This window comes from Cetobacterium sp. 2G large (assembly GCF_014250655.1).
In the GTDB taxonomy this organism is placed as follows: Bacteria; Fusobacteriota; Fusobacteriia; order Fusobacteriales; family Fusobacteriaceae; genus Cetobacterium_A; species Cetobacterium_A somerae.
This window is the reverse complement of the sequence record NZ_JACHTH010000009.1, coordinates 13,968-27,636: the sequence shown is the minus strand read 5'-3', so window position 1 is coordinate 27,636 and position 13,669 is coordinate 13,968. Positions and strand designations below refer to the sequence as shown.

Below are 13,669 nucleotides of genomic sequence, written 5' to 3'. Positions count from 1 at the left end.
TCTAAGGCGGGAATAGAATTAGATAAAATTTATGGTGGATATTATTTAAAAAAAGATATGGTAAAAAAATCAAAATTTTCCGTTCGAGAAAAAGAAAAAATTGTATAGAGAATAATAAAAATTATAGTAAAACATCTGAAATTTTTAACGTTTCATATCAGCAAATCTATCTTTGGATAAAAAAATATAATATTGGTAATACTGATTCTTTTGAGGATCGTCGTGGAAAACAAAAGTTAAAGTTGAATGATGAAGATAAGCAAAAACTAGAAGTTCGTAAATTATAAAAAGAAATAGAATTATTAAAAGTAGAAAATCTTTTAAATAGAAAATTTGAAGTAACACTTCCAAATAAAAAATGCGTAACAGATTAATCAATTAAAATATCCATAAAAGATTGAGGATTTCTTGTTTGGATAATAAACTTTTCTTTTTCCTTTAAGTGTATTTAATAACCCTTCGCCAGACCTGAAGCCGAATAATCCAAAGCCATTTACTAAAAGTTTCCCTTCTCCTTTTATCTCATATATATACTTCTAATTTTATAAGTGAAGAGATTTGGGATATAATTGAGAATTATTTTATAGGAAATGAACCAGAAAACCTTAGAAGAAAAAAATAAAAGAATTAAATCTAGTAAAAACAAGAGTTTAAAAGCTCTTGTTTTTTGTTATTTTATGATTAAAATAAATCTAAAATAGGTACTTTAAATATGGTATACTGTGTATGAATAGACTTATTAAAGTTAATAACTAGGAGGAGATTTTATGGAAGTAATAGAAAAAGATAATTTCAAAGATAATCTTTGGAAAGCATGTGATAAATTAAGAAACAATATGGATCCAGCAGAGTATAAATATAGAGTTATTAAAAACTTCCCAAAATAAAGAATATTACTCTTATATTTATTTTTATTTGAAAACAGAATTAATAGAGAATTATATAAAATCTAGACTTGCTGGAAGTACTCAGCAATATATAAGTTTAGGAGAATTAAGAAAAATACCTATAATAATTCCTAATAATGAAATTTTAAACAAATTTAGAAAAATTTCAGAAAAGCAATTAGAAAAAATATATTTTAATATTCAAGAAATTCAATCTCTAACTGAAATAAGAGATACTCTTCTTCCTAAACTTATGAGTGGAGAGATTGAAGTATAATGAAATGTAAAAGTTGTGACGAAAAAATGATTAAAGTTTCTGACTTAGCTTTGAAAGAGATAGAGAATTTTTTAAATAATAATCCATTTTAAAAATGAGGTGAAAAAATTAAAATGACGCTAAAAAACATTCAATATGAAATCATAAAAGAGTATGATACCCCAGTGGAAAAGAGAATAGAAAACTGGGAAGTTGGAATAGGGCTAAATGAGGTAGATGGATTAACTCCATCCTCTTACCTTATCCAACTTACAAAAGAATCTATAGAAGGAAAAAAGACTTTTGATGAAATAGAGAAGGATTTAAAAAATTATTACAGTAAACAAGATAAAAATTCTATAAATTATTCTGAAATGGAGTGTGACCTAGTCTCTACAAGAATTGCAAAACTTCTAGAAGATAGAGCTTTTGTTTTTAGTCCTATTCAACTGAAGAGTATCCATAGAAAACTTTTCTCTGAACTTCTACTAGACGAAAGAGATAACAGCATTGGAGAATACAGAAAATACAACATCTCTAAAAAGGAACCAATTTTAAATGGCGATACTGTTATATATGGAGAGTACACCACAATAGATGAGTTTCTGAAATATGATTTTGAAAATGAAAGCAGTAAAAATTATTCTGAAATGAGTTTAGATAAACAGATTAAAAGTTTAGCCCGATTCACGTCTGCAATATGGCAGATACACCCTTTTATAGAAGGAAATACTCGAACTGTTGCAGTTTTCATTCAGAAATATCTTTTAAGTATGGGTTATACTGTAAATAATGATCTTTTCAGAGAAAATTCAATGTATTTCAGAAATTCCTTGGTAGCTTCAAATTACAGCAATATTCCCAAAAAAATATCTCCTAATTTTGTATATCTAGAAGAGTTTTTTTTGAAGCTTTTATACAGTAAAGAGATTGAATTAAAAGAGATAAAAATTTTTGAATAAATCAAAAGAATTTAGGGGGCATTATGAATTTTACAGAGGATGAATTAGAAGCAGCCTATCTTGAAATATTAGAATCTTTGGGATGGGAATGTATTGATGGTAGAAAATTAGAAAGAGATGACTATCATTCAGTAATATTAGAAGAGAATTTAAGAGAAGCAGTTTATAACATAAATAAAGATATGCCATCTTCTACTAAAGAGGAAGCTATTAGAAAAGTAATGCGGCTTTCAAATCCTAACTTGATTAGAAGTAATGAAGAGTTTCATAACATGCTAGTCAATGGAGTGGATGTAGGAGAGTATAAAGACAAAGATGGGAATAAACGTTCTGGTGGAAAAGTATATTTAATAGATTTTAAAAATATTAAAAAAATGAGTTTCAAGCTATAAATCAATTTACAATAGTGGGAAACACTAAACGTAGACCAGATATAATACTATTTATCAATGGACTACCTCTTGTAGTTATAGAGTTAAAATCTCTAAGTAATGATAATGTAGGTATAAAAGAGGCTTATACTCAAATTGAAAGATACAAATATGAGATTACAGATCTTTTTAAATATAACTCTTTTATCGTTATAAGTGATGGAGTTAATGCAAAAGCTGGAACTATATCATCAAATGAAGAAAGATATATGAGCTTTAGAAGTATTGATGGAGTTACAATAGCAGATACAAACTCTTTAATGATGGAAGTTTTAACTCGCGGAATGCTATCTAAGGAAAGAGTATTAGAATTAACTCACGATTATATTCTGTTTCTTCAAAGCAAAAATGAAAAAATAAAGATATTAGCTCAGTATCACCAGTTCTTTGCTATAAAAAAAGCACTGGAAAAGACAGCAGATGCTCGTAGCAATGATGGAAAAATTGGCATACTCAAGGTAGTGGTAAGTCTCTAACTATGACATTTTATACAGGGCAACTTATGAAAAAGTTTAACAATCCAACAGTTATAGTTTTAACTGATAGAAATGATTTGGATAATCAACTTTTTGGAACTTTCTCAAAAGCTCAAAGTTATCTAATAGAGACACCAAAACAAGCAGACGATAAAGAAAGATTAAAAGAACTACTAAATGTAAGTAGTGGTGGAATAATATTCTCTACAATACAGAAGTTTGCTCCTAAAGCTGGAGAGATTGTAGAGGCTATTAGTACTAGAAATGACATATATATTATAGCTGATGAGGCTCATAGATCACAGTATGGATTAGATGCTAAAATGGATGCAGATGGAAACAGTAAATATGGTTATGCTAAACATATTCGTGATGCACTTCCCAATGCAAATTATATTGGATTTACAGGAACTCCTATAGACTTTGATGATAAATCTACAACTGCTGTATTTGGTGACTATATAGATACTTACGATATGACAAGAGCTGTTGAAGATGGAGCTACTGTTAAAATTTATTATGAAAATAGATTTATAAAATTAGATATTCCATATCCTGTTTTATCTGAACTTGATGGTGAGTTTGAAGAGATTATGGAAGGGCAAGAAGCAATGACTGTTGAACGTACTAAAAAAGATATTACAAAAATGGAAGCTATTATTGGTTCTCAAAATAGAATAAGAACTTTGGCTCAGGACTTTATAGAGCACTGGGAGATGAGAAGAAATAACTCTTTTGGAAAATGTATGATAGTAGCTATGTCTCGTAAAATATGTGTAGATTTATATAATGAGATTGTAAGTTTAAGACCAGAGTGGCACAATGAAGATAAGACTAAGGGTGCAATAAAAGTTGTTATGACAAGTGATATTAGTAAAGACCCTATGGAGTTTAAGCAACATTTTACAACAAAGCAGGAAAGAGAAGAGCTTGCTAATAGAATGAAAGATGAAAGAGACGAGTTAGAGATTGTTATAGTTCGTGATATGTGGCTAACAGGGTTTGACGTTCCATCAATGCATACTATGTATATTGATAAACCTATGGCGGGGCATAATTTAATGCAAGCTATTGCGAGAGTAAATAGAGTATACAAAGATAAAAGTGGTGGCTTAGTTGTAGACTATATTGGAATAGGAGATGCACTTAAAAAAGCACTAAGACAATATACACCAAATGATCAAAAGACAACTGGAGTAGATACAGAAAAAGCTGTAGCTCTTATGATTGAACACTATGAGATTGTAAAAGAGATATTCCATCACTTTGATTATTCAAAATATAAAAGTAATAGTGCTTTAGACCGTGCTAGAATTATTATAGAGGGTATGGATTACATCTTAGGTTTTGAAAATGATGAACCTGGAATTAAGAAAAGATTTATTGATAATGTTTTAGCACTGGCTAAGGCTCATTCTCTATGTATAACAACTCGTGATGGACAGGCTTTAAATGATGAGATAAGTTACTTTAAAGCTGTTAAAGCTAGTTTTATTAAGTTAGAAACTGAGGATAAAGATAATCCTAAAAAATTAACTCAGGCTCAGATAAATGAAAAAATAGCTTCACTTATGGCTAAGACGATTATATCTGAAGATGTTATAGATGTTTATTCACAGTTAGGACTTGATAATCCAGATATATCTATTCTTTCAGATGAGTTTTTAAAAGAAGTTGAGAAGATAAAGTATAAAAACTTAGCTGTTGAGATGTTAAGAAAACTAATAGAGGGTAAGATTAAATACTCTAGTAGAAAAAATCTAGTGGTAGCTGAGAAGTTCTCAGAAAGACTTCAAAAGGCTATGAGTTCTTATAGAAATAAGGCTTTAACAAGTTTGGAGATAATGGAAGAACTTATAAAGATGGCTAAGGAGTTTATGGATACTCATAAAGCGAGTGACTCGCTTGGTTTAACAGAGGATGAGGTAGCTTTCTATGATGCTTTAACTCGTGATGAAAAAGTAAAAGAGATGTTAGGTGATGATATACTGGTACAGATAACAAAAGAGCTTACAGAGACTATTAAGAAAAGTATGACTATAGATTGGTATGATAAAGAGAGTGTACAAGCTCAGATGAGAAGATCTATAAGAAGGCTTCTTAAAAAGTATGGCTATCTTCCAGAAGACACAGAGGATGCAACAGAACTTGTGTTAAAACAAGCTAAGGTAATGTGTGAAGAGAGTGTAATATAGGAAAAGAAGGAGGAAAGTAGAGTATGGATAATTTATTGAATAAATTCAACTTTTTATCAAAAGCATTTAATGGAGTAACAGAAATAAAATCTAGATTTCAAGATAAACCTATATCAGAGGAAGATATTCAAGAATACTTTAAAATTTTAAAGTATATTTAAAAAAAATATAATAATCAATATTTATTAAATATAGTAGATTTATATGAGAAGATAGCATTAAAATTAGAGTTAGAATTAAGTAAAAACCCTATCCTAAATATGGGAAGTTTGACAGGAGTAAAAATTCTTGAAAAGGAAATTGCAAAAAATAATTTGAATGATGTAATGATGGTCTCTGTTAATGTAATAATTGAAAGATGTAAAAGTCAATATTAAATAGGCTCTTACCAACTAACGTTGGAAAGAGCCATTTTTATCTTAACATTAACAAAAGAACATTTAAAGAGATAGAGGAAGTAATTATTTATTAATACTTTCAAGTCATATCTTACAGTTAAAATAGAAAAGTATCTAATATTTTTAAGAGCGCTGTTATTTTAGGTTTTCTTGATGAATTTTAAATTTATTAGAAAGAAGGGAGGATTTTTAGTGAAAAGATGTTTTGATTCAAATATCAAAAAATTTATAGAGATAGAACAAGATCAGTGGCTAGGAGAGATGATAAACAATTTTAAATTGATCTTTACTGGAGAATTTCCATCTGATGAACAAGTTCTGGCTTGGAAAGATTGCTTTGTAAAATTGCAAAAGGAATTAAAAAAATTATCTTCTTTAGAGGGTCATATTATCTTTGAATATCTTCTTCCTATGGAAGGTGGAAGAAGACCTGATGTTGTACTTCTTTTAGAAGATAAGGTTTTTATACTAGAATTTAAAATGAAAAAAACCTATTCTCATAGTGACCTTGATCAATTAAAAGGATATTATAGAGATATTACAGGTTACCATAGAGAAAGTCAGAAACTTACAGTAGTTCCTTTTCTTATAACCACTATGATTGAGGATAAAAAGATAGTAATAGATGGCAGATATAATATATGTTCTTGTAATATGCTAGTAGATACATTAAATACTTTATTAAGTGGAGAAAATCTAAATATAGATCCAAAAATTTGGATGGAATCTGAATATTCTCAACTTCCTACGTTAATTAATGCTGCCATAGATATATTTAATAATAATGATATAAAGGAATTGAGATCAGCTAAAAGTGCTGGTATATATACTGCACTGGATAAATTAAAGACGATATCAGAATGGACTACAGATGTTATTAAGAATACAAGTAAAGCTAACTCCATATCATTTGTAACTGGAGTACCTGGAGCAGGTAAAACTTTACTTGGCTTGGAATTTATACATCATAGTAAGGGTGGGAGTTTCTTATCTGGGAATGGTCCTTTGGTGAAGGTACTTCAATATGCTTTACAAAGTCGTACATTTGTTACAGATTTATATAAATTTAAGAGTGAATATACTGGTAATTCAAAACAGCCTCATACGAATATAATTGTTTTTGATGAGGCACAAAGAGCCTGGGACACTTTACAGAATAAACGTTATAAAAAATCAGAGCCGCAATGTATAATAGAAATAGCAGATAAGACTACAAAACCTTGTCACTACTTGGGGTTAATTGGAGAAGGTCAAGAAATACATCATGGAGAAGAACAAGGGATAAAGCTTTGGAGAGAAGCTTTAAGAAGTAGTAAGAAGCTCTGGTATGTTACTTGTCCAGAAAGTTTAAAAATTTACTTTGAAGGGTTGGATAATGTTAAAATTAAAATCATAAAAGAATTTAATTTAGATTCATCTTTAAGAACTCATGCAGCTAATGAATATCCAAAATGGGTAAAAAATATCTTAGAAAATATTCCAGATGAAAAGTTAGCTGAAAAAATTCAAGAAAATAACTTTAATATGTATATTACAAGAGAATTAGGAAAAGCTAAAAAATATTGCTTAAATAGATATAAAGATTCTAAATATAAAAAATATGGGCTATTAGGTTCTTCAAAGGTTTATAGAGATAAAAGTGAAAAAATTGATCCAGGACCTTGGTTTCATGATCCTGTTTCTTCAGCAAATTCTTGTTGTAGCTTTAAAAGTATTGCTACAGAGTTTGATTGTCAAGGACTTGAAATTGATATGCCTATTATTTGTTGGGGCGAAGATCTTTTATATGATGAAAATAATTGGGCAAAATATACTTTAGATACAAAGTTGCAGGATCCACATAAGATAAGACTTAATAGTTATAGAGTTCTATTAACTAGAGGAAGAGATGGTGTTATTGTCTATATTCCTAAAGATGAGAAGTTTGATGAAACATATAAATTTTTAATTAAAGCAGGAATGAAAACGTTATAAAAATTTTTAGAACAAAATAACAAAATAGCAGAAGATTTAAAATAGTGAGAATAAGTAAAAAAACTGGCTTAAAAATAATGGAAATACTAAGAAAACTTTAAAATCTAATGATTATCAGAAATTTATAGATGGATGGTTAGATATTGAAACCTTAGAAGAAAGAGTTACAAATAAACTATATATATTAAAGAGACTTAAAAGTTATTATATGACTTAATAAAATCAAGGGACACAGAGAGCGTAATGAGACCGCAGCAAAAATAAAAAAAGTATTATTAGGAATATTGCTAATTGAATCTGTTATTATGGCTGTAGAGTCTGTTAATAAATAAAAAAGGAGAATTTCATGAAATATTATATCTTCAGGATAGATAGGAATGATTTCGTATTGAAGGAGTTAGAACAGGGAAGATTGCGACAGGGGTGGGGAGTTAACAATATGTCTTTACTAGATGAAGAAGGACAGGCTGTTCCTCAGGATGTATGGATTGAAAACTATTATTGGTCAGAGGAATCTAAAGAGAGAAAAATATCCAAATATAATAACCTAAAAAATATGCTGAATATGGAAATTGGGGATTTTATTGTAATTCCTAGGGCGCCAAAGTGGGATAGTTTTACAGTTGGAAAGGTGAAGGAAAAGTATAAATTCTCTTTGGAGGAGGAAGATTTTGGACACCTGATAGGACTTTGCTCTGATTCAATAAAAATCTATGAATATGGTGTCAGCGAGATAATAAAAGAGATAACCTCAAAATTCAGATCCTACCAGTCTCCTATAAATAATATTAAGAATGGAGGACTAATAGAATCCTTAGGAAAACTTTTAGAAGAAGACTCCAAAGAAGAGGAAGAGGATGATAGTTATGAGGACAGCTCTGAGTCCTTTTTTATAGAGTCTTACTGCCTTAACTTAAAGGGATTGGAAGAAAAAGATATGAAGCTTACAATTCCTATCTATCAGAGGCCTTATTCTTGGGGTGAAGTTCAGATTAGTAGATTTTTGAATGGAATAATGGAATCCTTGGGAAAAAATATGTTTATAGGAACCATTCAGTTAGGAAGTAATGAAGAAGGCGGGTTTGATATTATTGACGGACAGCAGCGTCTCACAACACTAAACCTTTTAATGCTGTATCTACAGGACAGAGAGGGAAATCCAAAGCCATACTTCAAGACTGATGTAGGAGGTCAGCAGGATAATTTTGAGAGACTTTTTGAACAATATAGAGGAAGAGACTTTTCAGCCGTAGATATCGAAACATCAAATATCTATGAACTAAATCTGAAGACAATAGCTGAGTTTGTAGAAGGTAGTAACGATGTATTGAACTCTATGCGGGTGAAACTCATCGACCATATAAAGAATAACCTCAAGTTTGTCGTTGTAGAAACCAGAGCAACTCTTACAGAAACTCTGAATATTTTTGATACTATAAATACCAGTGGAATGGATTTAAATGGAGCTGATGTATTCAAAATAAAAATTTATGAATATATGAAGAAATCACTCCAGGCTGGGAAAGAAGTTTTTAGTGAAATAGACGGGTTGTATAAAAAAGTTATCGAAGAGAATAAAAAATACGGTACTGCTGTTACAATGGGTCAGATCTTAGAGCTGTATAAAGATTATCTGATTTCAGTAAATGAATTACCACCAACTGTTATTAAAATGGGAACAGACTCCTTCTTTGAGAAGGTCTTTGACGGACTGATTAGGAATAAATTTTATTCCAACCTTCTTTCAGAAGAAAATATTAATAAGATAAAGTTAGATTTGTCCGACATAAAGAGTCTTATTGAAGCCAGATTTTTATGGGAAGAGATACGTAATAATCTTTCTGTAGAGGCAAAATTTGAAGAACAGCTTATCTACTGGTCAAGATATGGAAAGCATTTTAAAATTATCTACTACAGATTGTTTAAGGAGCAAAATTCCAATTTAGCAGAGATATCCATGCTGATTAAAAAGCTATGTAAGCTCTTTACTGTATATAGTATTGTGTATGATAAACAGATAAATATTATGATGACGTTTATGAAAGAAATATATACTAGAGTTCTCAAAGGCGAGTCTCTAGAAGCAATTTTTTCAGAAATAGAAGAAGTAACTAAAACTCATCCTCATGGAGGAAATATATCCCACTGGTTTAATAACAAGATAAACGAACCTTTGGCAACCAAGACCACAGCAAAAAATTTACTTTGTAGAATACATGCTATGCTGCATGAAAACCTTGACGAGTATACTTCAGATAACCTTATAAAGCACTTTTTCAAAGATCATATAGATATAGAGCATATTCAGGCCTATAATGACCGTAATAATGCTGAAAAGGTTCGTGATACATGGGGAGATGAGATAAACAGTATAGGAAATTTGATGATACTGGAATCAAATATAAATAGATCAATAGGTAATTATGATTTTTCACAGAAAAAAAATAAGTATAAAGACAGCAAGTATGAAGTTGTAAAAGCTATTACAAGCTTTGAAAACTGGACAAAGGAAGATGCTGCAAAAAGAAGAGAAGAGTCAGTAAAAAAAATCTTAGAGTATATCTATCCAGGTTTATAGAATAAACCGAAACAGTAATTTAGGATTTTATTTCAAACTGGAGGTTTTTTATGAAAAAAATAATTTATGCTTTATTTTTAATAGTATCAACTTATTGTTTTGCTTTAAGGGAAGTCGATGGAGTTTTATATAGACAATATGTGAATAGTAGATTTGGATTTTCTTTAGAATATCCTGCTGAAATATTATTTATGCAACCACCACCTGAAAATAATGATGGAAGAAAATTTCTCTCTGATAATGAAGAAACTTCGATGTTGATATATGGTACTTATACATTACTTCCTATAAATGACGAAATTGATGATTCAAATCTTTTAAAGAACGTTGAAAATAATTACTATTATACATTGTACAATGATTATGGAAATGCAAATGTAACGTATAAAGTGTTGAAAGAGTCCAAAGGATTATATATTGTATCAGGTATTATTAATGATAAAATATTTTATAAAAGAGTTCAATTAGTAGCAAATTCAGAACCATACTTTATGGTATTTGAGATAGAGTACCCTATAATTGATAAAGATAAATACAATAAGATTGTAGAAACTATTGTTAAAAGTATAGAAATATAGGATAAAAGGTGAGAAAATAGAGGTTGTGAACCTTGTAAAGTTTGCTATTAATAAGTAGGGAGAACAAATATAATGTTTAATTTGGATGAATACAAAATAGATAAAATAAAAATAAAAGGAGAAGAATTTATTGATTGTAAGAGCAGAAAAAAATTAATAAAAGTAACTCCCGAAGAAGAAGTAAGACAAAAAGTAATAGAATTTTTACAAAAAGAAATTAATGTTCCTGAGAAGATGTTAGAGGTAGAATTTCCATTGTCAAGAATAGAAAGTGGAAATAAATTAAGAGCAGATATAGTTGTATTTGAAGAGATTGATAATAAAAAAGCTCCATTATTAGTTATTGAATGTAAAGAGCCTAAGATACCTTTGTGTAATGGAGTATATGAGCAATTAAGAGAATATGATGAAGTTTTAGAACCCAAATATATAGCTATGACAAACGGAATTGATATTTACATTGAAAAATATAAAGAAGATGATAATGAATTTCTGAAGTTAGAGAAGATACCTAAGTATTCAGATATGTTATTAAATAAGGGCCAAGAAATTATTGAGGAACAAAAATGGATAAGATGTAACGAAGAAGATTATAATGATATAGAATTTTTATTAGAATGCTATTACCCACTTATAACAGAGCATATAGACGATAAAGAAAAAATAGAGATAATAAAATTTATAGATTCTTTATATGATACATCTGTAAGACTTGAAAACTGTGGGAATGATTTATTATATATAGAAAAAGATAATGGTAATTTAAATAAAAGCTTTGGAAACTCTAGTGGTGATGGTTGGAATGGTTTATATAGAATTTTTTTAGTGAAATATAAAGAAAACTATTATACTATATCATTAGGGGTAAATCTTGGATATATCTTAGTTGGAATAGAAGATAATACAATAAAACATCATTCATTACAACTGAGATTGACTAAAAGTACTTTTAAGAAAATTAAAAATGGATACCAAGTTATTCATAGTGGAAGAATGACAGTTGGAAATAAAGGAGCTGTAAAAAATCAAATAGTATTAGATTATATAAAAGAGAAATGCCCAAGAATACTGAATGATAATAGAATAATATTAGGTAATTTGAAATTGAATAAAGATTCAAAAATAATAGATATAAAGGATTTTATTTTTAATCTAATAGAATATTCTTTATTGAGAGATGAAGTAAGAGAAATAGAACAAAATAACAAAATAGCAGAAGACTTATCGTAAAGAGAAAAATTTAATATAAATAGTTGAGATAACAAAAACAGGTACCAGAAAGGTACCTGTTTAGTTTTATTTAACTTGTGAGAAGTTAAATAGATTATTAAAAGTTCAGGTAAATACATTATACATAAAATATATATAAATGTACAAATTTAAAACGATTAAAATGTTATCTGAGCAAGATTAATAAGACTTCGTTTTGGTGTAATTATGTGAATTTTAATAATAAAAAGGATATATAAGATAAATTATGAAAATATACTATAAAATAACTGATGAAATGGAGGGTTGAATGTATAGGATAATTCTATTAGAAAATGAACAAATTTTATTATCTAAAGAGATAGAAGATTATGATGAGACTTTTAGCTATATTAATAGTTTAGTAAAACAGCTAGATAAAAATAAAAAAATTATAGTTCATGAAATGAGAAATGAGAAATGGGAAAAGTTTGGAGAGTGGAAGTTAGAATAAGAGAGATTATTTTAACAACATTTTAAAAATGAAAAAAATTGAAAAGTAAAGATAGTTAGTGATGGAGGAATTTATGAAATTAGAAAGTTTTGAAAATAAATATAAAGATGTGGTAGATGAAGGTTGTATATTAAGTGGATATTTAAACTCCTATAAACTAACTATATTCGGTACATATAATGAAAATGGAACTTCTATGGTAAACTATATAATGCAATGTGAATTAGAAAGTGGTGGTTCTAGTGTTAAGAACTTTGAGAACTGGGAAGGGTTAGTTCTATATGTAAAAAATTTAGAGTCGCTTTAAAATATAGTTTCTTAGATATGGAAATAAAAAAGGAGGAGTGAAAATGTCTTTGGATACGAAAAATATTTCAATTTTATTACATGAGAAAGTGGATCCAAAAAAAGGAGCAGAAAAGTTTGAGGAGATGTTACTAGAAACTGAAGCAGTAGAGTTAGCATATATGGCTGTTAGAGATAGAATTTTATTTACAAATAAAAGGTTGATTATAATTAATGTTCAAGGATTAACTGGTAAAAAAATAGATTTCCATACAATTCCATATAATAAAATAAATTCCTTTGCTATAGAGACCTCAGGAACATTTGATTTAGATGCAGAATTAAAAGTTTGGGTATCTGGTTTAGCAGGAGTAGAGATAAAGTTTTTAAAAGGGATTGATATAAAAGAAATAGGTAAATTTTTAACAAAAAAGATAATTTAAATAGAAAATAACTTTAAAATATGGGGTGAGATTATGAAGGGCGGATTAAAAATACCAATTTTTATACTTTTTATAGCGTTATCTATAACTTCACTAGGTGGCGTAGTAGACTACTATGAAAAAGAGATTTCAAGATTAGAAAAACAGTGTGAAGAAAAAATGTCTAAAGATTATTCAACAACTGGGATGGTATTAGCTACACAAGAGTACTATGAGGAGTTAGATAAGGTTTTAAATAAAGTATATAAAGAGCTTATGACAACTCTTGATGATGAGGGAAAGGTGGATCTTAGGGACTCTCAAAGGGAGTGGATAAAGTTTAGAGATAAAGAGATAGCTTTTGCAGTAAATCTCTATTCTAAAAAAGATGGCTCAATTTGGAGACTATCTACCCCTAGTGTTATGACAAATTTAATGGAAAATAGAATTAGAGAGTTAGCTAGTTACATAGGAGATCAAAGAGATGAGCTGTTTTAAAAAAAGGGAAAGAGCCTCTGGGGGGCA

Annotated in this window: 13 protein-coding genes and 1 pseudogene; all 14 read left to right on the top strand. The window is 28.9% G+C overall.

Translation table 11 applies throughout. The features are described 5' to 3' along the window. Positions 1 to 38: 38 nt before the first annotated feature. The 14 genes and pseudogenes from H5J23_RS14375 (at position 39) to H5J23_RS14005 (ending at position 13,642) form a co-directional block, all read left to right on the top strand. Complete coding sequence (locus H5J23_RS14375) at positions 39 to 287, top strand: helix-turn-helix domain-containing protein (RefSeq protein WP_185892927.1); 249 nt, start codon at positions 39 to 41, stop codon at positions 285 to 287. Positions 288 to 834: 547 nt separating this feature from the next. Then, the gene (locus H5J23_RS14060) at positions 835 to 1,164 is read left to right on the top strand and encodes a restriction endonuclease subunit S (protein ID WP_185892925.1); all 330 of its coding nucleotides are present in this window, start codon (positions 835 to 837) and stop codon (positions 1,162 to 1,164) included. 113 nt (positions 1,165 to 1,277) lie between these two features. Beyond that, the gene (locus H5J23_RS14055; protein WP_185892920.1) at positions 1,278 to 2,105 is read left to right on the top strand and encodes a Fic family protein; all 828 of its coding nucleotides are present in this window, start codon (positions 1,278 to 1,280) and stop codon (positions 2,103 to 2,105) included. A 23-nt stretch (positions 2,106 to 2,128) separates the two neighbouring features. Next, a pseudogene (locus H5J23_RS14370) lies at positions 2,129 to 3,012 on the top strand (type I restriction endonuclease). A 26-nt stretch (positions 3,013 to 3,038) separates the two neighbouring features. Continuing rightward, complete coding sequence (locus H5J23_RS14050) at positions 3,039 to 5,207, top strand: type I restriction endonuclease subunit R (RefSeq protein ID WP_255494453.1); 2,169 nt, start codon at positions 3,039 to 3,041, stop codon at positions 5,205 to 5,207. 23 nt (positions 5,208 to 5,230) lie between these two features. Beyond that, on the top strand, positions 5,231 to 5,368 hold the full coding sequence (locus H5J23_RS14045) for a hypothetical protein (RefSeq protein ID WP_185892918.1): 138 nt from the start codon (positions 5,231 to 5,233) through the stop codon (positions 5,366 to 5,368). A 429-nt stretch (positions 5,369 to 5,797) separates the two neighbouring features. Beyond that, on the top strand, positions 5,798 to 7,579 hold the full coding sequence (locus H5J23_RS14040; protein WP_185892917.1) for a DNA/RNA helicase domain-containing protein: 1,782 nt from the start codon (positions 5,798 to 5,800) through the stop codon (positions 7,577 to 7,579). Positions 7,580 to 7,925: 346 nt separating this feature from the next. Beyond that, entirely contained in the window at positions 7,926 to 10,157 is a 2,232-nt protein-coding gene (locus H5J23_RS14035; RefSeq protein ID WP_185892915.1) for a DUF262 domain-containing protein, read from the top strand. Between the two features lie 50 nt (positions 10,158 to 10,207). Continuing rightward, positions 10,208 to 10,735 (top strand): hypothetical protein, encoded by a 528-nt coding sequence (locus H5J23_RS14030; protein WP_185892914.1) that lies wholly within the window; start codon positions 10,208 to 10,210, stop codon positions 10,733 to 10,735. Positions 10,736 to 10,807: 72 nt separating this feature from the next. Further along, entirely contained in the window at positions 10,808 to 11,965 is a 1,158-nt protein-coding gene (locus tag H5J23_RS14025; RefSeq protein ID WP_185892913.1) for a type I restriction enzyme HsdR N-terminal domain-containing protein, read from the top strand. A 289-nt stretch (positions 11,966 to 12,254) separates the two neighbouring features. Continuing rightward, complete coding sequence (locus H5J23_RS14020) at positions 12,255 to 12,437, top strand: hypothetical protein (RefSeq protein WP_185892912.1); 183 nt, start codon at positions 12,255 to 12,257, stop codon at positions 12,435 to 12,437. Between the two features lie 73 nt (positions 12,438 to 12,510). Beyond that, positions 12,511 to 12,744 carry a hypothetical protein gene (locus tag H5J23_RS14015; protein ID WP_185892911.1) on the top strand — a complete coding sequence of 78 codons (234 nt, stop codon included), beginning with the start codon at positions 12,511 to 12,513 and terminating at the stop codon, positions 12,742 to 12,744. Positions 12,745 to 12,787: 43 nt separating this feature from the next. Then, positions 12,788 to 13,165, top strand: coding sequence for a PH domain-containing protein (locus tag H5J23_RS14010; protein WP_185892910.1), 378 nt, complete (start codon positions 12,788 to 12,790; stop codon positions 13,163 to 13,165). A 33-nt stretch (positions 13,166 to 13,198) separates the two neighbouring features. Beyond that, positions 13,199 to 13,642: a lysozyme inhibitor LprI family protein gene (locus H5J23_RS14005; protein WP_185892908.1), complete on the top strand. Its 444-nt coding sequence runs from the start codon at positions 13,199 to 13,201 to the stop codon at positions 13,640 to 13,642. Positions 13,643 to 13,669: the final 27 nt, after the last annotated feature.